Raw genomic sequence first — 20,596 nt, 5'->3', positions numbered from 1 at the left:
GAGTGGGGGTCGATCAACCGTCAAGATTGAAACTCTTATGGTCTAATGCCTTGCCCAAAACTACTCCGCCGCTTCCAGCGGGGCGATGCGCCGGCTCTGGCGGGCCTGCTCGTTATAGTCCCGCTGCCAGTCGGTCGGACCGTTGGACGGCGTCACCTGCACGGCGGTGACCTTGTATTCCGGGCAGTTGGTGGCCCAGTCCGAGAAGTCGGTGGTGATCACGTTCGCCTGCGTGTCGGGGTGATGGAACGTCGTATAGACGACGCCCGGTGACACCCGGTCGGTGATCAGCGCGCGCAGCGTCGTCTCACCGGAACGGCTCGCCAGCCGCACCCAGTCGCCTTCACGGATGCCGCGGTTCTCGGCGTCGTGCGGATGGATCTCCAGCCGGTCCTCGGCGTGCCACATCACATTCTCGGTGCGCCTCGTCTGCGCGCCGACATTGTACTGCGACAGAATCCGGCCGGTGGTGAGCAGCAGTGGATAGCGCGGTCCGGTCCTTTCATCCGTCGCCACATATTCGGTGCGGATGAACTTGCCCTTGCCGCGCACGAAACCGTCGACATGCATGATCGGGGTGCCGAGCGGCGCCTTTTCATTGCAGGGCCATTGCACCGATCCGACACGGTCGAGCAGCTCGAAGGAGACGTTGGCGAAGCTCGGCGTCGTCTTGGCGATCTCGTCCATGATCTCGGAAGGATGCTGGTAGTTCCAGTCCAGCCCGATCGCGCGGGCAAGCTCCTGCGTTGCCTCCCAGTCGGCGTAGCGCGCCTTCGGCTCCAGAACCTTGCGCACCATGTTGATGCGGCGCTCGGCATTGGTGAAGGTGCCGTCCTTCTCGAGGAAGGTCGAGCCCGGCAGGAACACATGCGCGTAGTTCGCGGTCTCGTTGAGGAAGAGATCGTGCACGACGACGCATTCCATCGCCGCAAGACCGCCCGCGACATGCTTGGTATCGGGGTCGGACTGCAGAATGTCCTCGCCCTGGATGTAGATGCCCTTGAAGGTACCGTCGACGGCGGCGTCCAGCATGTTGGGGATGCGCAGGCCGGGCTCGTCGTCCAGCTTCACGCCCCACAGGCTCTCATAGATGTCGCGCACGGCTTCGCCGGAGATGTGGCGATAGCCCGGCAGTTCATGCGGGAAGGAGCCCATGTCGCATGAGCCCTGCACGTTGTTCTGGCCGCGTAGCGGGTTCACGCCGACGCCTGGCCGGCCGATATTGCCGGTGGCCATGGCGAGGTTGGCGATCGCCATCACCGTGGTCGAACCCTGGCTGTGTTCGGTGACGCCGAGGCCGTAATAGATCGCGCCATTGCCGCCGGTGGCGTAAAGACGCGCCGCGCCGCGGATCAGCTCGGGATCGACGCCGGACAGCTTGCCGACGGTCTCAGGACTGTTTTCCGGCAAGGCGACGAAAGAGGCCCAGTCCTGGAACTCCGCCCAGTCGCAGCGTTCGCGGATGAAGGCTTCGTTGAAGAGACCTTCGGTGACGATAACATGCGCCAGCGCCGTCAGCACCGACACATTGGTGCCGGGCTTCAGCGGCAGGTGATAGTCCGCTTCGACATGCGCCGACTTGACCATCTCGGTGCGGCGCGGGTCGAGCACGATCAGCCTGGCGCCCTGGCGCAGCCGCTTCTTCAGCCGCGAGGCGAACACCGGATGGGCCGAAACCGGATTGGCGCCGATGACGACGGCGACGTCGGTGAACTCGACGGAGTCGAAATCCTGCGTGCCGGCCGAGGTGCCGTAGGTCTGGCCGAGCCCATAGCCGGTCGGCGAATGGCAGACGCGCGCGCAGGTGTCGACATTGTTGTTGCGGAAGCCCTGCCGCACCAGCTTCTGGACGAGATAGGTCTCCTCGTTCGTGCAGCGCGAGGAGGTGATGCCGCCGATCGCCGTGCGTCCGTACTGATACTGGATGCGGCGGAATTCCTTGGCCGTATGGGCGATAGCCTCTTCCCAGCTTACCTCCCGCCAGGGATCGCTGATCTTTTCGCGGATCATCGGCGACAGGATGCGGTCCTTGTGGGTGGCGTAGCCGTAAGCGAAACGGCCCTTCACGCAGGAATGGCCATGGTTGGCCTTGCCCTCCTTGTAGGGCAGCATGCGGATCACCTCGTCGTCCTTCACTTCGGCCTTGAACGAGCAGCCGACGCCGCAATAGGCGCAGGTGGTGACGGCCGAACGCTCCGGCAGGCCCTTGGCAAGCACCGTTTTCTCGCGCAGCGCATCGGTCGGGCAGGCCTGCACGCAGGCGCCGCAGGACACGCATTCGGAGGCGATGAAATCCTCGTGCATGCCGGCGACCATGCGCGATTCGAAGCCGCGGCCCTCGATGGTCAGCGCGAAGGTGCCCTGAACCTCCTCGCAGGCCCGCACGCAACGCGAGCAGACGATGCATTGCGCCGGATCATAGGTGAAATAGGGATTGGATTCATCGCGGGCGATATAATCGACCGCAAGCGAGCCATGGCCGGGCGCCACGCCATTTTCCTGCTTGACGTGGTTGCGGCCTTCGACACCGTAGCGGTTCTCGCTGAGGCCGACAGACTTCGCCACCGTGTCGAACTCGCTGGCGCCGGTTCCGGCCTTCTCGTTCCATCCGGTCGGATGGTCGGAGACGTAGAGTTCCATAACGCCGCGGCGAATGGCGTCGAGCCGCTCGGACTGCGTGTTGACCACCATGCCTTCGCCAACCGGCGTCGTGCAGGACGCCGGCGTGCCACCGCGCCCTTCGATCTCGACCAGGCAGACACGGCACGAACCGAACGAGTCCAGCATGTCGGTGGCGCAGAGCTTCGGGATTTCGACCCCGCCCTCCATCGCTGCCCGCATGATCGACGTGCCTTCCGGCACGGTGACGCTGCGGCCGTCGACGGTCAGCGTGACCTGCTTCTCCGCATTGGATTGCGGGGTTCCGTAGTCGATCTCCTCGATCAGCGATGGGAAGTCGGCCTTGATGTTCATCTGCCAGCTCCTATTCAGCAGCCACGCGCGCCGGCGCCGGCTTGAAATCCTCGGGGAAATGCGTGATCGAGCTCATCACCGGGTAGGGCGTGAAACCGCCCAGCGCGCACAGCGATCCGAACTTCATCGTGTTGCAGAGGTCGGCGATCAGAGCGAGGTTCTTCTCCGGTTCGATCCCTGCAGCAAGCCTGTCGATGGTCTCGACGCCGCGGGTCGAGCCGATGCGGCAGGGCGTGCACTTGCCGCAGCTCTCGATGGCGCAGAACTCCATGGCGAAACGCGCCTGCTTCAGCATGTCGGCGGTGTCGTCGAACACGGTGATGCCGGCATGGCCGATCAGGCCGTCCTTGGCGGCGAAGGCCTCGTAGTCGAACGGCGTGTCGAACAGCGCGCGCGGAAAATAGGCGCCGAGCGGCCCGCCGACCTGCACAGCCTTGACCGGTCGCCCGGTCGCGGTGCCGCCGCCGATATCGTCAACGATCTCGCCCAGCGTCATGCCGAACGCCGCCTCGAACAGGCCACCATGCTTGACGTTGCCGGCAATCTGGATCGGGATGGTGCCGCGCGAGCGGCCCATGCCGTAATCCTTGTAGAAGGCCGCACCCTTGTCCATGATGATGGGCACCGAGGCCAGCGAGATGACGTTGTTGATCACCGTCGGCTTGCCGAACAACCCCTGGATCGCCGGCAGCGGCGGCTTGGCGCGCACCACGCCGCGCTTGCCTTCCAGGCTGTTCAAGAGCGAGGTTTCCTCACCGCAGACATAGGCGCCGGCGCCGACGCGGATTTCCATGTCGAAGGCGTTGGGCGAGCCCAGCACATTGACGCCGAGCACGCCGGCCTTGCGGGCGACCTCGACAGCCCTGTTCATCGTCGCCACCGCGTGCGGATATTCCGAGCGGATATAGACAAAGCCCTTGGTGGCGCCGGTGGCGATGCCGGCGATCGCCATGCCTTCGATCAACACGAAGGGATCGCCCTCCATGATCATGCGGTCCGCGAAGGTGGCGCTGTCGCCCTCATCGGCATTGCAGACGATGTATTTGCGGTCGCCCGCCGTATCGAGCACCGTCTTCCACTTGATGCCGGTCGGGAAGCCGGCGCCACCGCGGCCGCGCAGGCCTGAGTCCGTCACCTGCTTGACGATCTCGGCCGGCGTCATGGCCACGGCATTCTGCAGGCCCTTCAGCCCGCCGAGCGATTTGTAGGCATCGAGCGACAGCGGATCGTTGATGCCGCAGCGCGCGAAGGTCAGCCGGGTCTGCTTGGCCAGGAACGGGATCTTGTCGGGCGCGCCCAGCCAGCGCTTGTGGTGGCCGCCGGTGAGGAAGCCGCAATCGAACAGGCTTTTCACATCGGTGGGTTTCACCGGGCCATAAGCGACGCGGCCATTGGCGGTCGCCACTTCCACCATCGGCTCAAGGGAGTAGGCGCCGCGCGAGCCGTTGCGTACGATCTTGGCCTCGATGCCGCGTTCGGCGAGTTCCTTCGCGATCGCCTTGGCGACCTTTTCCGCGCCGAGCGCCAGCGCGCCGGAATCGCCGGGAATGTAGATGCGCGGGATCATGAGCGCACCTCCGCGACGATCTCTTCGATCTTCCCGTCATCGAGCCGCCCGATCACCTCGCCGTCCAGCATCGCCGACGGCGAACAGGCGCAAAGTCCGAGGCAATAAACCGGCTCGAGTGTCACCGAGCCGTCGCGGGTGGTCTCGTGAAAACCGATGCCGAGCAGCTGCTTGAGCTTGGCGGCGACGGCGTCCGAACCCATCGACTGGCAGGCTTCCGCCTGGCAGAGCTTGAGCACATGCCGGCCGGCCGGACGGGCGCGGAAATCATGGTAGAAGCTGACGACGCCGTGCACCTCGGCCCTGGAGATGTTGAGCGCCTCGGCGATGACAGGCAGTGCTGCCTGCGGCACATGGCCGAATTCTTCCTGGATGCCGTGGAGGATCGGCAACAACGGGCCTTCGAGGCCCTTCAGCTCTTGGATGATCGCCGCCGTGCGCGACGCGATCTCGGTACTTGCTAGCTGCATCGTCATGCAGCGCCCTCCCTGGTCGATAGCGATTTATCGCTAAGTCTTTACAAAATCAGAAGAAACCCGCGGAATCAATAAAGCTGTTTCGTCGCTTGATAGAAATCTTCTATCAAGCCACCCCGGCACGCAGTGTCTAGCCTAGTGCTGGGCGCGGAAATCGTCCGCCAGCGTCATCGCCTCGTCCAGCAGCGCCGAGACCAGCGGTGTGTGCGGCTCGCGCGGCGTCGCCACCAGCCCGACGGTGTGGCTGGCATCCGGCTCGACGATTGGAATGGCCCGGATCGGCTCGGAAAAACCGAATGTTTCCGCAAGGTTGAGCGGCATGATCGACGACCATTTGCCGGTGCGGATATGCGAAAACAGCACGATCATCGAATTGGATTCCAGTGTCGGCCGCACCTGAACGCCGGCTTCGGCCAGATGCTGGTCGATGATGCGGCGGTTCTGCATGTCCGGCGTCAAAAGGCAGAGCGGCAGCTGGCTGATCTCTGCCCATGTCACTTTGTCGCGGTCGGAATAGGGGTTCCCGACGGCGGTGATCAGTTGATAGCGCTCGTCATAGAGCGGCACGCTGGTCACCCGGCCCAGCGGCTCGTTGTCGAGATAGGTGATGCCGGCGTCGATGTCGAAATTGCCGAGCAGCGACAGCACCTCGATCGAGGTCCGCGACAGCACCGAGAAGGTGACGCCGGGATGCTTTTCGCGAAACGGCGTCGTCAGCCGCGCCACCATGACAAGTGCGGTCGGGATGGCGGCGATGCGGATGCGGCCGGAAAGACCGTGGCGCGCCGCCCGCATCTCCTCGCGCATGGTCCGGCTGTCACCGACGATGCGGCGCGCCCAGACCAGCACCTGCTTGCCCTCCGGCGTCAACCCCTGGAAGCGCGAGCCGCGCAGCACCAGCATAACGCCGAGTTGGCCCTCAAGCTGCTTGATCCCGGCCGAAAGCGTCGGCTGGGTGACGCCGCACAGCTCGGCCGCCCGGCCGAAATGCTCCTCCCTGGCCAACGCGATGAAGAATTCCAGCTTGTCGATCATGACCGCAAGCTAGAGCATTTTGCAGCCAAATGGGAAACATTTGGCGTCCGCATAAATGCGCCAAAACAAATGGTTAGAGCGAGTTGCCCGTTCCAGGAGAACCCGTTGGTGCGCCGAACTACCTGTCCACGAGGTTCAGTATATTGCCGTCCGGATCCTTGAACCATGCGACCTTCATGCCGTAGCCGACGTGGATATCGCCTTCCATCGTCAGGCCTGGCATCTCGTAGTGCTCGAAAACAATACCCTTCGATTTCAGCGCCTTGACGACATTGCCGATCTCGTCGCCGACCATCCAGGTCACCGCCGTCGCCTTGTTCGTGCCGGCGAATTCCGAGTGGTACACATTGATGCTGGTATCGCCGCTTTTGTAGACGATCAGTTCGCCACCCTCATTGTGAACCTCCGTCAAACCCAGCGTGCCTTCATAGAAGGCCTTGGCCTTGGCCAGGTCCTTCACCGCGAGGTTGGCTGTTGCATTGCTGTTTGCGAGCATGACAGTCTCCTTTCCTTGCTGGCGCGCGTCCGCAAGCCATACAAGAGATAGGGCCGCTTCGTCTTCGGGCGACCACCGCTTGCACGATCGGCGTCTCTCCCAAGGACGTTCGGCTTCCACAAAACCCTACAAGCCAGCGCAGGTTTTTGGGCGCATGCCACCATGCGTGCCGTTCCGCCGCTTGGTTCTGCCCGGGAACTGCATTATCTCATGCACAAAAGCAGAGGAAAAAGCTGATGCCCGCCCTCCAGGAAAACGTCACCAAGGAAATCGTCACCGAGCGCCTGAAGACGGTCAACGGGCCGGACTTCACCGGCAACATCGTCGATCTTGGCATGGTTTCCGAGATTTTTATCGCCGACGCCAAGGTCTTTTTCTCCATTACCGTCCCTGCTGCCCGCGCCCAGGAAATGGAGCCGCTGCGCGCCGCCGCTGAACGTGTGGTGAAAGCGATTCCCGGTGTCACCGGCGCCGTGGTCGCGCTGACGGCGGAAAGGAAGGGTGGCGGCATGGAGGCCCCTGTTCCGCAACGGCCCGCACCCAGGCCCGCGCCACCAGCCGCACCCGCCCGGCCGGCGCCTCAGGCGCCCGCCTCGCAAAGCCACGGCAAGCGCGGCGTGCCCGGCATCGAGGCGATCATCGCGGTGGCCTCCGGCAAAGGCGGCGTCGGCAAGTCGACCACCGCCGTCAATCTCGCGCTTGGCCTTGCCGCCAACGGCTTGAAGGTCGGCGTGCTTGACGCCGACATCTATGGCCCGTCGATGCCGCGGCTGCTGAATATCCACGGCCGGCCGCAGACTGTCGACGGCAAAATCCTGAAACCCATGCAGAATTACGGCCTGAAGGTGATGTCGATGGGTTTCCTCGTCGATGAGGAGACGCCGATGATCTGGCGCGGGCCGATGGTGATGTCGGCGCTGACGCAGATGCTGCGCGAGGTCGAGTGGGGCCTGCTCGACGTGCTCGTCGTCGACATGCCGCCCGGCACCGGCGACGCCCAGCTCACCATGGCCCAGCAGGTGCCGCTGGCCGGCGCCGTCATCGTCTCGACGCCGCAGGATCTGGCGCTGATCGACGCCCGCAAAGGCCTCAACATGTTCAAAAAGGTCGACGTGCCGCTGTTGGGCATCGTCGAGAACATGAGCTACTTCCTCGCCCCCGATACCGGCAAGCGCTACGACATCTTCGGCCATGGCGGCGCCCGCCGCGAGGCCGAGCGTCTCGGCGTCACCTTCCTCGGCGAAGTGCCGCTCGAAATGGGTATCCGCGAGAGCTCGGATGAAGGTAGGCCGGTGGTTGTCTCGAAGCCGGAGGGCGCTGAGGCCAAGATCTACCGCGATATTGCATCCAAGGTCTGGAACAGGGTCAATGAGGAACGGGGCGCGGCCGAGGCGGCGGTGCCGAGCATCGTGTTCGAATAACCCTCAAGGAGGAGGGCTCAGCCGCCCACCTTCTCGCCGAAGCTCGAGAAAAACTGTCCCGCCAGTTTCTTCGAGGTCGATTCGATCAGCCGGCTGCCGAGTTGCGCGATCTTGCCGCCGACATCGGCCTTGGCCGCGTATTTGAGCACCGTCGTCTCCGGTCCATCTGATGTCAGCGTCACGTCGGCGCCGCCCTTGGCGAAGCCGGCAATGCCGCCCTTGCCCTCGCCCTGGATCGTGTAGGAATGCGGCGGCTTGAGGTTTTTTAGTGTCACCTCGCCGTTGAATGTCGCCTTGATCGGGCCGATCTTCAGCACCACCGTCGCCGCCATCTCGGTGTCCGACTTCTTCTCGAGGCTCTGGCAGCCGGGAATGGTTTGCCTCAGAATGTCCGGATCGTTCAGCGCTTCCCACACTTTTTGCAAGGGTGCGGCGATGCGTTCCTCGCCTTCTATCGCCAAAGCCATCAAGAACCTCCCGGAAAGATTGGCCCGAAGCCCTAGCGCGGGGGCGCTGTTGTGTCTATCGCACCAAAGTGCGGGTCAGGATTGCGCGAGCCCCTTGCCTGCGCTCGCGCGTTGCCATATCGATTTGTCCTACAAATATGGAGACCATGATGGCAGGCGCCCCCACCAGAAAGAAGAAATTTCGCTCGCAGGAGTGGTTCGACAACCCCGATAACCCCGGCATGACGGCGCTTTATCTCGAGCGCTATTTGAACTACGGGCTGACGCGCGCCGAACTGATGTCGGGCAAGCCCCTGATCGGCATCGCCCAGACCGGCTCTGATCTGTCGCCCTGCAATCGCCATCATATCGAACTGGCCAAGCGCGTGCGCGAGGGCATCGTGTCGATGGGCGGCATCCCCTTCGAATTCCCGTGCCATCCGATCCAGGAGACCGGCAAGCGCCCGACCGCCGCACTCGACCGCAACCTTGCCTATCTCAGCCTGGTCGAGGTGCTCTACGGCTATCCGCTCGACGGCGTCGTGCTCACCATCGGCTGCGACAAGACCACGCCGGCGCTGCTGATGGCCGCCGCTACTGTCAACATTCCGGCCATCGCACTTTCGGTCGGCCCGATGCTGAACGGCTGGCACAAGGGCAAGCGTACGGGTTCCGGCACCATCGTCTGGGAATCGCGCCAGCGCCTGTCGGCCGGCGAGATCGACTATGACGAGTTCATGGACATCGTCGCCTCCTCGGCGCCGTCCACCGGCTATTGCAACACCATGGGCACCGCCACCACGATGAATTCGCTGGCCGAAGCGCTCGGCATGCAGTTGCCTGGCTCGGCCGCCATTCCGGCACCCTACCGGGAGCGTGGACAGATCGCCTATGAGACGGGCAAGCGCATCGTCGACATGGTCCACGAGGATCTGAAACCGTCCGACATCATGACCCGCAAGGCCTTCGAGAACGCCATCGTCGTCAATTCGGCCATCGGCGGCTCGACCAACGCACCGATCCACCTCAATGCGATTGCCCGTCATCTCGGCGTGCCGCTCGACAATGACGACTGGCAGAAGGTCGGCCTCAGTATCCCGCTTATCGTCAACCTGCAGCCATCGGGCGAATATCTCGGCGAGGACTATCATCATGCCGGCGGCGTGCCGGCGGTGGTCGCCGAACTCATGAAGGCCGGGCTGCTTCCGCATCCCGATGCTGTCACTGTCAACGGCAAGACCATGGGCGACAACTGCAGAGACGTCGTCAACGAGAATCCCGATGTCATCCGCACCGTCGCGGAGCCGTTGAAAGCCAATGCCGGCTTTATCAATCTCAGGGGTAATCTGTTCGACTCGGCGATCATGAAGACCAGCGGCATCTCGCCCGAATTCCGCGAGCGCTATCTGTCCAATCCGAAGGACCCAGAGGCCTTCGAGGGCAACGCCATGGTCTTCGACGGGCCGGAGGACTACCACGCCCGCATCGACGATCCGGCGCAAGGCATCGACGAGCACACCATCCTGTTCATGCGCGGCGCCGGCCCGATCGGCTATCCCGGCGGCGCCGAGGTCGTCAACATGCAGCCGCCGGCCTATCTCATCAAGAAGGGCATCCACGCGCTGGCCTGCATCGGCGACGGCCGCCAGTCGGGCACATCGGGCTCGCCGTCGATCCTCAACGCTTCGCCCGAAGCGGCAATAGGCGGCGGGCTGGCGCTGCTCAAGACCGGCGACCGCGTCCGCATCGACCTGCGCAAGGGCACCGCCGACATCCTCGTCACCGATGACGAGATCACGCGGCGCCGTGCCGAGCTGCAGAACAATGGCGGCTATCATTACCCCAAGCACCAAACACCCTGGCAGGAGATTCAGCGCGGCATGGTCGATCAGTTCTCGGCGGGCATGGTGCTGAAGCCGGCGGTGAAATACCAGGATGTGGCGCACACCAGCGGCGTGCCGAGGGACAATCACTGAGGGCCGCTTTTTCCTTCTCCCCTTGTGGGAGAAGCGCAACCATTAGCTCATGGGTGCAGCTTTTGGGGTGGCTTTTTGGTCCATGGGGTGCCGCGTCCAAGCAGTGCCTACAAATAGCTGGTGATCGCAGGCGCTTCCATCTGCCGGTCGCGCTTGCCATCCTCATAGATGATCGGTGCCGCGGCGAGATCCTCTTCGGTGGCGTCGTCGAGACAGGCGACGTTCACTGCCCAGAAATTGCCGCCCATGAAATCGAGATAGCCGCGCGAGAGGAAATTCGCACCGCAATTCGGGCACATATAATGGTTGATGTCGCCTTCCGGCCAGTTGGACGGGCTGGCCTTGTATTCCCGCATCCTGTCCCGGCCATCCGTCACGCGTACGGCTTCATAGGCCGCGAACGACTTCCGGTAGCCAAGCTTCCAGCAGAAGCTGCAATTGCATTTGCGGATGCCGTCAGTGAGGTCGATATCAGCCTCGAAACGCACCGCGCCGCAGTGGCAGCTGCCGTGATAGGTCTTTTTCATCGTCTTGCCTCGCAGGATAGTGCTATGCCTCAGCCCGCCGGAGCATCCTTGCTCCAGGCATGACGCTTGACAAGCGCGCGCGACAAATCCACGATCATGGCAAGGGGTGCATCGCGACGACCCCGTGAGGCGTCAGCCCAACGTTCGCGTCCAAACTTCTCTCTTTCAGGAGGTGGACGCCATGCCGTCAACAACCGCTATCACCGTATCGCAATTGTCCCGTTTGATTGGTCTGCCGGGTGCGCCCGCAATCGTCGATGTTCGCGTCGATGATGATTACAATGCCGATCCGCGCCTGTTGCCGGCCTCAAGCCGGCGTGATTTCAAAACTGTCCCGGCCTGGGCGGCCGACTTCGCCGGCAGCCGAGTGGCGGTCGTCTGCCAGAAAGGCCAAAAGCTCTCGCAAGGCGTGGCCGCTTGGCTGCGGCATGAGGGCATTGCCGCCGAATCCCTCGAAGGCGGATTCGAGGCCTGGCGCGATGCCAAGGGGCTCCTGGTCCGCACCGACAAGATGCCGCCGCGCGACGATAAAGGCCGCACCGTGTGGGTGACGCGGGCTCGCCCGAAGGTCGATCGCATCGCCTGTCCCTGGCTGATCCGGCGTTTCATCGATCCGAGCGCGGTTTTTCTCTTTGTCGAGGCGGCCGAAGTGACGGCCGCCGCGGATCGCTTTCAGGCCGTGCCTTTCGACATCGACAATGTGTTCTGGTCGCACCGGGGCGAACGCTGCACCTTCGACACGATGATCGAGGAGTTCGGGCTCGAATCCGAGCCGCTCGACCGCCTCGCCATGATTGTACGCGCGGCCGATACGGCAAGCCTCGATCTGGTTCCCCAGGCGGCCGGATTCCTGGCCGCTTCGCTTGGCCTGTCGCGGATGTTTCGCGACGATCTGGAACAGTTGCAGGCAGGCATGCTGCTTTATGATGCGTTTTTCCGCTGGTGCCGTGACGCCGCCGAGGAAACGCACAACTGGCCAAGCGCGGGCAAACCATCATGAGCGCCCTAGTTACGGACAAAACGGGCGAGACCGCCTCGGCGCCGGCGGTGCCGACGTTCAGCGAGGCCGTGAAGGTCTGGGCGAAAATCGGCCTGCTCTCCTTCGGCGGGCCGGCCGGGCAGATCGCGCTCATGCACAGGGAATTGGTCGAAGAGCGGCGCTGGATCGGCGAACAGCGTTTCCTGCATGCATTGAATTACTGCATGCTGCTGCCCGGTCCGGAAGCCCAGCAGCTTGCCGTCTATATCGGCTGGCTGCTGCACCGGACGCTCGGCGGCCTGGTCGCCGGCATCCTGTTCGTCGTGCCGGGCGCGGTTGTGATGCTCGCCCTGAGCACCCTCTATGCGCTGTATGGCGACGCGCCGCTTGTGGAGGCGCTGTTTTTCGGGGTGAAGGCGGCCGTGCTCGCCATCGTGATCGAGGCGGTCATCCGGATCGGACGGCGTGCCCTGAAGAACCGGGCAATGGTGTCTATCGCCCTCGCCGCCTTCATCGCCATCTATGCGTTGAATGTGCCGTTTCCGCTCATCGTCCTTTTTGTGGGCCTGACAGGCTGGATCGGCAATCACGTTGCGCCGGGCCTTTTCTCCGGTTCGGCGCACGGCAAGGGCGATGCTCCCGACATCAAGGGCGCGGTCGACCTGATGTTCGAGCGCGGTGAACTGACCCATACCAGGCCGACGAGATGGCATGCGCCGCGCACTTTGGCGATCTGGCTGCCGATCTGGCTCGGGCCTGTGCTTCTGATCTGGGCGCTCACCGGATCCGCCAGCGTTTGGAGTGAGATCGGCAGGTTCTTCAGCATCATGGCGGTCGTTACCTTCGGCGGCGCCTACGCGGTCCTTGCCTATGTTGCGCAGGCAGCGGTCGGCTCCTTCGGCTGGCTCGCGCCCGGTGAGATGGTCGATGGCCTTGGGCTGGCCGAAACCACGCCCGGTCCGCTCATTCTGGTCCTGCAGTTTGTCGGTTTTCTTGCCGCGTTCCGCCAACCCGGTTTGTTGAGCCCGCTGCTTGCCGGGTCGCTCGGGGCTTTGCTCACGCTGTGGGTCACGTTCGCCCCGTGCTTCCTCTGGATATTCCTCGGCGCGCCCTACATCGAAGCGCTGCGCGGCAACAAGGCGTTGTCGGCGGCGCTCGGTGCGATCACCGCCGCCGTCGTCGGCGTCATCATGAATCTCGCTCTGTGGTTCGCCTTGCACGTCATCTTCGGTGAGGTGCGCAGCATGGGTGGAATGAACGTTCCTGTACTCTCATCAATCGACTGGCGCGCGGCGCTGCTGTCATGCGCCGCCATGATCGCCATCCTGAAGCTGAAGATCGGCATGCTGCCGACGCTGGCGGGATCGGTCCTCGCCGGTGTCTTGTTGCTGGCCGCAAGCGGATAGAGGCGCTTCGCCGCGCCCAGCCTGCGCGTGTACAAGAGCGATCGCGGTGCCATATGACTGGAAACGGATAGGAACATGATGGCCCGACGGCGCTCTTCTCCAGGTTTCCTCGGAATGTTCGGCCGCTCGGGCGACCTCAGGCAACTCGATGCCGCATTACGCGGCGTCGACCTCCATCCCGCCCTTGTGCCGGAGGGCGTAAAACTCACCATCGTCAATCTGATGAAGGACCACTGGTCCGACGAGCCACCACCGCAGGCCTATCCATCGGTGGCGCGGCTCTTCGGCTATTGTATTGCCGGACCGGAAGCGTTCGAACGGTCCAATGGCCGTGAAAACATGCTGGACGCGGAGCGCCGGATCGAGGCCGCACTTGAGACCGGCGACAGCTTCGATGCGCAAATCGTGCTGATGACGCTGCATGCCAAGCTGATCAGCGCCGAGGTCGTCGAGCGCTACGGGCTGAGCGTGGACTGACTGTCTCGGGAGGTAGCTCACCCGCCCATATTGCCGCGCGGCAGCTTGATCATCTCGCCGAAGCGGGCGCGCAGTTTGTCGTCGATCGTCTTCGGCACATGGCGGGGAAAGCGCTCGGCGAGGATGCGCTTCTTCTCGATGATCGCCCGCTGCAGGATGTCGGGCCTGCCTTTCTCGTTCCATTCCTTCGGCGAAAAGCGATCGCCGACGGCTGGATAGAAATATTCGGTCTGCATCAGCCTCAGCGTCTGCTCATTGCCGAGATAGTGACCCGGTCCATTCAGGCAAACCTCGGCGATCGTGTCGATCGACAGCGCTTCGTCGGTCACCTCGATGCCGCGCACGCAGCGCAGGCAATGGCCGAGCATGTCATTGTCGATGATCAGGCTTTCCAGGCAGAAGCCGAGCAGCGAGGCATGCATGCCAGCCGATTCATAGACGAGGTTGAGGCCGGCAAGACCGGCCATCACGTCGGTGATGCCCTTTTCGTAGCCGGACTGGATATCGGGCAGTTTCGAATCCGTCATGCCGGCGGCCGAACCGCCGGGCAGGTCGTAGAATTGCGCCATCTGCGCGCAGGCCGCGGTCAGCACCGCCTGCTCGGCCGAACCGCCGGACATGGCGCCGGTCCTGAGATCCGAGACGAACGGCCAGGTGCCGAAGATCGCCGGATGTCCCGGCTTGATGGCGTTGACATAGACGAGGCCGACCAGCACTTCGGCCACCGCCTGCACCACCGCACCGGCAATAGCCGCCGGCGCTGTCGCACCGGCCTGGCCGGCGGAGAGCAAAAGAATCGGAATGCCGCCTTCGACACAGGCTTCGAGCACGCCGCAGGCGTCCTCGGCGAATTTCATCGGCGGCACGACGAAGCAATTCGAATTCGAGACGAACGGCCGCGCTCGGAAATTCTCCTCGCCGCCGGCGATCGCATAAAGCATGTCGAGCGCCGGCTTGACGTTCTCGCGCACCGTGAACGAGGTGCCGACATGTTTCGAAGTTCCCATCACGCAGGCGTAGAGCGTGTTGAAATCCATATCGAGCGGATCGGGGATGTCGCGCGGCACCATCGGCCGCTGGAAGAAATGGATGTTGTCGAGCCCTTCGACGATACGCGCGGCGTCATAAATGTCCTGCAGCAGTGACTCGCGGTATTCGCGCTTCTCGACATCGACAAGGTGCACGGCCGCCCCTGCCGTGCCGTAATGCACGCGCTTGCCCTTGATCAACATATCGTGCTTCGGATCCTGGCCGTGCAGGGTGAAATGCCGTGCCGCTCGTCTGATGGTGTCGAGGACGAGCGCGCGGGGGAAGCGGATGCGGCCGTCGTCGCCATGGGTGGCGCCGGCCTTGGTCAGCGCCTCGATGCAGGAGGGGATGGCGTTGGCGAAGCCGACCGTCTCGAGCAGCGTCAGTACAGCCTCGTGGATGCGCTCGCGGTCGTTTTCACTGAGCGGTCCGTAGCTGCCGCCTTCGAGGCCGGCCCTTACCGGTTTGATGTCGTCGGCAAGGGGTGCCGCTCGCATGGCGCGGCGCGCTTCGCGCCCGCCTGATCGCCGCGAACGCTGGTCTGCGGGCGAATCCGGCTTCTCAAGAGCCACTGACATCGAGGCACTCCACCTTTAGCTTGCGAAGCGGGAGGCGGCGGTTGGTCCACCATCGGCCTGCTTCGTCCCCTTTATCCCTCGACTATGCCGCCGGCATTGGCACAGCCTATGGGCCAGCCGACCTGGTCGCATATGCCAGAGTGCTAAAGGACCTCTCCAAAGGACCGGAGCCGGTTCTCCGCTCAGGAGAAGGGATCAGGCCGCCGCTGGCCTGCGGCCCGCCGCCGTCGCCAGTTCGCGGATGCCGGGCTCGATGTGCTGCAGCGCGATCGAGGAAATGCCCAAGCGCATGAAACGTGAAGGCTTTTCGGTGCGGTCGAAGAAACGGTCGCCGGGCTCGATGATGACGCTGCGCGAGGCGGCGGCCTCGGCCAGGTCACGCGAATCGGTGCCGCGTGGCCCCTCGAGCCAGAGCGATGTGCCGCCGGCCGAGTCGGTCGAACGCCACTCCGGCAGGAAAGCGGAAATCGCATGGACCAGACGCTTGCGCCGCTCGTCGAAGGCGGAGGACAGCCGTCGCACCAGCGCCTCGTGATGGCCAAGCGACAGGAACAGCGCGACCGCACGCTGGTTGTTGGCCGGCGGATGCCGCAGCATGAAACGGCGCAGCGCGCGAAGCTCTGTGATCAGCCCGGCCGAGGCGACGATGTAGCCGAGCCTCAGGCCCGGAGCCAGCGTCTTCGACATCGAGCCGACATAGACGACGCGGCCGGACCGGTCGAGGCTCTTCAGCGCCTGCTGCGGCGCCTCGTCCAGGAGCTGGCTGTCATAGCCGTCCTCGATGATGATCTGGTTGTAGCGGTTGGCGCGCGCAAGCAGGTCCTGCCGGCGCTCCGCCGACAGCGGCACCATGGTCGGGCAATGATGGCTGGGCGTCACGAAGACGAAGCCGGAATCATTGGAGATAGAAGTGGTTACGATGCCGGACTGGTCGACCGGAACCGGTTGGATATCGGCGCCGGCCAGCCGGAAGATCGAGCGCGCGTCGGGGTAGCCCGGGTCTTCCATCGCCACCTTGGAGCCCTTGGTCATCAGCAGGGTCGCCAGCATATAGAGCGCGTTCTGGGCGCCGAGCGTCACGATGATCTCGTCCGGATTGGCGAAGATGCCGCGCCGTGGCAGCAGCCGCGCCTGGATCTGCTCGATCAGCAGCGGATCGTCGCGGTCGACCATGTCGGAGGCCCAGTTGCGGATTTCGAGCACGGCGAGCGCCATGCGGTTGCATTCGCGCCATTCGGCGGTCGGGAACAGCGCCGGGTCGAACTGGCCGTAGACGAAGGGGTAGGACGACTTGATCCAGTTGTCGTGCTTGGCCGGCGGCGGCATGTCGCTGGCAGCGATCTGCCGGCGCGCCTTCCAGTCGATCTCATTGGCCTGGTCGGGCGCCTTCTGGTGCGGCTTGGCAGGGGTAGCCAGCACGTCGGGATTGACGAAATGGCCGCGCCGTTCGCGCGCCACCAGAAACCCCTGGTCGACCAGCTGCTGGAAAGCCAGCACCACGGTGCCGCGGGCGACGCCGAGCTTCTCGGCCAGGATCCGGCAGGACGGCAGCGGCATCGAGGCGGCAATCTGCCGGTCCAGGATGGCGGCGACGATCGCCTGACGGATCTGTGCCTGCAAGGTCTGGCCGGATTCCGCCGAAATCCGGAACAGGCCAGACCATATGGCCGTATCGTTTCGCTGTGGCATTGAAGATGTTTCCTCGATGGCCAGCTTTTTTGCTTGGCTGGACCAGTCGAATGTAACGGTGGCACAAGGTGTTGCGCCAATCAATTTTTCTGATCGCTGGGATTTATGCCAGTGATCCTTCCAGGGTAACGCAACGCGTCATCCCCGCGTGACGCCTCGCGTCATCGCGCTTTATGCTGCACTGCGTCATCCCGGAGTGGCGCAAGCGTCATCGCTGCGTGATGCAGTGCGTCATCCCCGCGCATTGAAATCAATGGAATTCGGCTCGATACAGTGGCGCGACGACATGCGCCGGAAACATCCGGTCATTAGTGATGACATGTTAAGGCTCGGAGTTTGGCAGTGGATCAATCGTCCTTTCAAGAACAGCTCGCCGCGTTGCGCGATCACCGCGCGAGCGCGTCCGGCAGCATGCGCGAGGCTTTCGCCGCCGATCCCAAGCGCTTCCAGACATTCTCCGCCACCGACGGCGACCTGCTGCTCGACTGGTCGAAATGCGCGGTCGATGCGCGCACCATGAACCTGCTGGAGAAACTGGCGGGAGCGGCGGACCTCGAGGGCCGGCGCGCCGCGATGTTCGAGGGCAAGAAGATCAACATCACCGAAGGCCGTGCCGTGCTGCACACGGCGCTGCGCAACCTCAGCGGCAAGGGCGTGGTGCTCGACGGGCAGGACGTGAAGACCGAGGTCCTCGCCGTGCTCGACGCCATGGGCGCCTTCGCCAACGCCGTGCGTTCAGGCAAGGCGGCCGGCGCCACCGGCAAGAAGATCACCGACATCGTCAATATCGGCATCGGCGGCTCCGACCTTGGCCCGGCCATGGCGACGCTGGCGCTGGCGCCCTATCACGACGGGCCGCGCGCCCACTACGTGTCCAACATCGACGGCGCCCACATCCACGACACGCTGAAGGGCCTGTCCGCCGAAACCACCTTGTTCATCATAGCTTCGAAGACCTTCACCACGGTCGAAACGATGACCAATGCCGAGACGGCGCGCAAATGGATAGAGAAGGCGCTCGGCAAGAAAGCCGTCGGCAAGCACTTCGCCGCCGTCTCGACCGCTCTCGATCTGGTGGCCAAGTTCGGTATCGAGGTCGACCGCGTCTTCGGTTTCTGGGACTGGGTCGGCGGCCGCTATTCGGTCTGGGGGGCCATCGGCCTGCCGGTCATGATCGCCGTCGGTCCGAGGAATTTTCGCGCTTTCCTCGATGGCGCGCATGAGATGGACGAACATTTTCGCACCGCGCCGCTGGGCAAGAACCTGCCGGCGCTGCTGGGGCTGATCGGCTGGTGGCACCGGGTGATCTGCAAATATCCCGCCCGCGCGGTCATCCCCTACGACCAGCGGCTGTCCAGGCTGCCGGCCTATCTGCAGCAACTCGACATGGAATCGAACGGCAAGAGCGTCACCCTCGACGGTGGCGCGGTGACGACGCCGACCGGCCCGCTGGTATGGGGCGAGCCCGGCACCAACGGCCAGCATGCCTTCTTCCAGTTGCTGCACCAGGGCACCGATTTCATTCCCGTCGAATTCCTCGCCGCGGCGATCGGCCATGAGCCCGATCTCAAGCATCAGCACGATCTGTTGCTCGCCAACTGCCTGGCGCAGTCTGAAGCCTTCATGAAGGGCCGCACGCTTGAGGAAGCGCGCACGCAGATGCTGGCCAAGGGCATGAAGCCTGCCGATGTCGACAGGATCGCTCCGCATCGCGTCTTCTCCGGCAACCGTCCGTCGGTGACGATCCTCTACAAGAAGCTTGATCCGCACACATTCGGGCGGCTGATCGCGCTTTATGAGCACCGCGTCTTCGTCGAAGGCACGCTGTTCAACATCAATTCCTTCGACCAGTGGGGCGTCGAGCTCGGCAAGGAACTGGCGACCGGACTGCTGCCTGTCGTGGAGGGCAAGGAGAGTGCCGCAAAGCGGGACGCTTCGACGGCTGGCCTTGTGGGGCATATCCACCATTTGCGTGTATCGGAGTAAAAGCTTGGGCGACATCAAGGGAATTTTGTTCGACAAGGATGGTACGCTTGTCGACTTCAACGCAACGTGGCTGGGCATCGCCGACTACATGGCGATGGAAGCGGCCGAGGGCGATCGCTGGAAGGCCGACAGGCTGCTCGCCGCGGCGGGTTTCGATTTCGCCGCCAAGCGCTTCAAGCCCGACTCTATCTTCGCGTCCGGCTCAAACCTCGACGTCGTCGAATTGTGGTTTCCACGGCTGTCCGACGAAGACCAGATGAGCGCCGTCGCGCATTTCAACGAGATTACCTCGATGAAGGGTTCGGCATTGGCCGTAGCGCTGCCCGGCATTGTCGAGACGCTTCGCGCCCTTCACAAGAAAGCCTACAGGCTCGGCGTCGCCACCAACGATTCGACCAGCGGTGCGGAAAAGACGCTGGTTACGCTGGGCGTCGCACAGCTTTTCGACGCCGCCTATGGCTATGACGCGGTGGCCAATCCGAAACCGGCGCCGGATGCGATCCTTGCCTTTTGCGACCTCACCGGCCTGAGGCCGGCGGAGATCGCCATGATCGGCGACAACCGTCACGATCTGGAGATGGCGCGGGCCGGCGGCTGCGGGCTGGCGATCGGCGTGCTCTCCGGCACCGGCACGCGCGAATCGCTGTCGCTGATCGCCGACGTCATTCTGGATTCGGTGGCCGATCTGCCCGATTTTCTTTCGGCGCGGGTCAAGGAAACGATTTGATCTCGCCAGCAGATGCCTGCGCCTTATCAGCCTTCGAAACGAAAGACGCCGCTTGGTGTCAGAGCGCTGCCTTTCGTCTGGCCGAAATCCGGCACCTTGTATTCGGCAAGCAGGCGCAGCCGTGATCGCGGCAGGTAGGCGCGGCCCGGGTCACCGACAAGCACCTCGATCCCGGTGTCAAGGCAGCGCTCGAGGAAAGGGATGACGCGGTCGGCGACGTCTTGTCCATAAAAGACATCGCCGACGGTCACGACATCGACTGCCGGCGGCGACCCGCCGGTTATGTCCCGCGTCATCACCGTCATCGCGACACCGTTCGCCGCTGCATTGAGACCGAGCGCAGCAACGCCGTTGCGATCGATCTCGGCTGCGATCACCTCGCTGGCACCGGCCTTTGCCGCAGCGATGCCGACGAGGCCCGAACCGGCGCCGAGGTCGAGCACGCGGCGACCCGCCATCGTCTGCGGCCGATCGATAATGTAGCGGGCGAGCACCGCGCCGCCGGCCCAGGCATAGGCCCAGTAAGGTGGCTGCGGCTCGTTCTCGTCAGCTTCGGTTTCTTCGTCCGGCTCGCGCCCCGGCTCGAACCCCTGTCCTTCCGAACCGGTGATTCCTTCCGGATTAGTAAGCCCTTCCGGATCGGTGAGTCGTCTGAGACCGCTTCCCGGATGGGCCGTGTAAAGCCGGATTTCGGGAAGCGACGGCACCTGCATCAGGCGCATGTTCGCCCTGATGAACGCGACCGGGTCAGGGCCGGCACGCGGGTCGACCGCTTCACCACCGGCAAGGCAATCGTTCAAAATCGCGC

At 63.8% G+C, this 20,596-nt stretch carries 17 protein-coding genes; 7 read left to right on the top strand and 10 right to left on the bottom strand.

What is annotated here, in order from left to right:
- Positions 1-60: 60 nt before the first annotated feature.
- The 5 genes from fdhF to MESS2_RS01995 all read right to left on the bottom strand — a co-directional run bounded on the left by fdhF (position 61) and on the right by MESS2_RS01995 (position 6,547).
- A complete protein-coding gene (gene fdhF / locus MESS2_RS02015; protein ID WP_008872379.1) occupies positions 61-2,973 on the bottom strand; it encodes a formate dehydrogenase subunit alpha in 2,913 nt (970 codons plus the stop codon).
- A 10-nt stretch (positions 2,974-2,983) separates the two neighbouring features.
- Entirely contained in the window at positions 2,984-4,540 is a 1,557-nt protein-coding gene (locus MESS2_RS02010) for a formate dehydrogenase beta subunit (protein ID WP_008872378.1), read from the bottom strand.
- Complete coding sequence (locus tag MESS2_RS02005; protein ID WP_008872377.1) at positions 4,537-5,016, bottom strand: formate dehydrogenase subunit gamma; 480 nt, start codon at positions 5,014-5,016, stop codon at positions 4,537-4,539. The genes MESS2_RS02010 and MESS2_RS02005 overlap by 4 nt, the downstream gene beginning before the upstream one ends.
- A 135-nt stretch (positions 5,017-5,151) precedes the next feature.
- Positions 5,152-6,051 carry a LysR family transcriptional regulator gene (locus MESS2_RS02000; protein WP_008872376.1) on the bottom strand — a complete coding sequence of 300 codons (900 nt, stop codon included), beginning with the start codon at positions 6,049-6,051 and terminating at the stop codon, positions 5,152-5,154.
- A 118-nt stretch (positions 6,052-6,169) separates the two neighbouring features.
- Positions 6,170-6,547 (bottom strand): VOC family protein, encoded by a 378-nt coding sequence (locus MESS2_RS01995; protein WP_008872375.1) that lies wholly within the window; start codon positions 6,545-6,547, stop codon positions 6,170-6,172.
- Between the two features lie 236 nt (positions 6,548-6,783).
- On the opposite strand from MESS2_RS01995, the gene MESS2_RS01990 reads away from it, so the two are divergent.
- Positions 6,784-7,968 carry an Mrp/NBP35 family ATP-binding protein gene (locus MESS2_RS01990; RefSeq protein WP_008872374.1) on the top strand — a complete coding sequence of 395 codons (1,185 nt, stop codon included), beginning with the start codon at positions 6,784-6,786 and terminating at the stop codon, positions 7,966-7,968.
- Positions 7,969-7,985: 17 nt separating this feature from the next.
- Here the strand turns inward: MESS2_RS01990 and MESS2_RS01985 are convergent, their stop codons facing one another.
- Positions 7,986-8,435: an SRPBCC family protein gene (locus MESS2_RS01985; protein ID WP_008872373.1), complete on the bottom strand. Its 450-nt coding sequence runs from the start codon at positions 8,433-8,435 to the stop codon at positions 7,986-7,988.
- A 149-nt stretch (positions 8,436-8,584) separates the two neighbouring features.
- Between MESS2_RS01985 and MESS2_RS01980 the strand changes: the two genes are divergently transcribed.
- On the top strand, positions 8,585-10,390 hold the full coding sequence (locus tag MESS2_RS01980) for an IlvD/Edd family dehydratase (protein WP_008872372.1): 1,806 nt from the start codon (positions 8,585-8,587) through the stop codon (positions 10,388-10,390).
- Positions 10,391-10,497: 107 nt separating this feature from the next.
- Here MESS2_RS01980 and MESS2_RS01975 read toward each other — a convergent pair whose 3' ends face one another.
- Positions 10,498-10,917: a GFA family protein gene (locus MESS2_RS01975; protein WP_008872371.1), complete on the bottom strand. Its 420-nt coding sequence runs from the start codon at positions 10,915-10,917 to the stop codon at positions 10,498-10,500.
- 181 nt (positions 10,918-11,098) lie between these two features.
- Here MESS2_RS01975 and MESS2_RS01970 point away from each other — a divergent pair, with 181 nt between their 5' ends.
- From MESS2_RS01970 to MESS2_RS01960, 3 genes are all read left to right on the top strand, one after another.
- Complete coding sequence (locus MESS2_RS01970; RefSeq protein ID WP_008872370.1) at positions 11,099-11,917, top strand: chromate resistance protein ChrB domain-containing protein; 819 nt, start codon at positions 11,099-11,101, stop codon at positions 11,915-11,917.
- Positions 11,914-13,302 (top strand): chromate efflux transporter, encoded by a 1,389-nt coding sequence (gene chrA / locus MESS2_RS01965; RefSeq protein ID WP_008872369.1) that lies wholly within the window; start codon positions 11,914-11,916, stop codon positions 13,300-13,302. The genes MESS2_RS01970 and chrA overlap by 4 nt, the downstream gene beginning before the upstream one ends.
- Positions 13,303-13,380: 78 nt before the next feature.
- Complete coding sequence (locus MESS2_RS01960) at positions 13,381-13,779, top strand: hypothetical protein (protein ID WP_040591831.1); 399 nt, start codon at positions 13,381-13,383, stop codon at positions 13,777-13,779.
- Between the two features lie 17 nt (positions 13,780-13,796).
- On the opposite strand, the gene MESS2_RS01955 is transcribed toward MESS2_RS01960, so the two are convergent.
- Together MESS2_RS01955 and pdxR are read right to left on the bottom strand one after the other, a co-directional pair.
- Complete coding sequence (locus MESS2_RS01955; protein WP_008872367.1) at positions 13,797-15,386, bottom strand: trimethylamine methyltransferase family protein; 1,590 nt, start codon at positions 15,384-15,386, stop codon at positions 13,797-13,799.
- A 195-nt stretch (positions 15,387-15,581) separates the two neighbouring features.
- Complete coding sequence (pdxR, locus tag MESS2_RS01950; RefSeq protein WP_008872366.1) at positions 15,582-17,075, bottom strand: MocR-like pyridoxine biosynthesis transcription factor PdxR; 1,494 nt, start codon at positions 17,073-17,075, stop codon at positions 15,582-15,584.
- A 342-nt stretch (positions 17,076-17,417) separates the two neighbouring features.
- Here pdxR and pgi point away from each other — a divergent pair, with 342 nt between their 5' ends.
- Both pgi and MESS2_RS01940 read left to right on the top strand, forming a co-directional pair.
- Complete coding sequence (gene pgi, locus MESS2_RS01945; RefSeq protein WP_008872364.1) at positions 17,418-19,061, top strand: glucose-6-phosphate isomerase; 1,644 nt, start codon at positions 17,418-17,420, stop codon at positions 19,059-19,061.
- Positions 19,062-19,065: 4 nt separating this feature from the next.
- Positions 19,066-19,788 (top strand): HAD family hydrolase, encoded by a 723-nt coding sequence (locus MESS2_RS01940; protein ID WP_008872363.1) that lies wholly within the window; start codon positions 19,066-19,068, stop codon positions 19,786-19,788.
- 26 nt (positions 19,789-19,814) lie between these two features.
- Here MESS2_RS01940 and MESS2_RS01935 read toward each other — a convergent pair whose 3' ends face one another.
- The gene (locus MESS2_RS01935) at positions 19,815-20,588 is read right to left on the bottom strand and encodes a class I SAM-dependent methyltransferase (RefSeq protein WP_008872362.1); all 774 of its coding nucleotides are present in this window, start codon (positions 20,586-20,588) and stop codon (positions 19,815-19,817) included.
- Positions 20,589-20,596: the final 8 nt, after the last annotated feature.

Origin of the sequence: Mesorhizobium metallidurans STM 2683, from assembly GCF_000350085.1 — a bacterium.
Classification (GTDB): domain Bacteria; phylum Pseudomonadota; class Alphaproteobacteria; order Rhizobiales; family Rhizobiaceae; genus Mesorhizobium; species Mesorhizobium metallidurans.
Note: the sequence above shows the minus strand (reverse complement) of the source record. Positions and strands in the feature narration are given on the sequence as shown.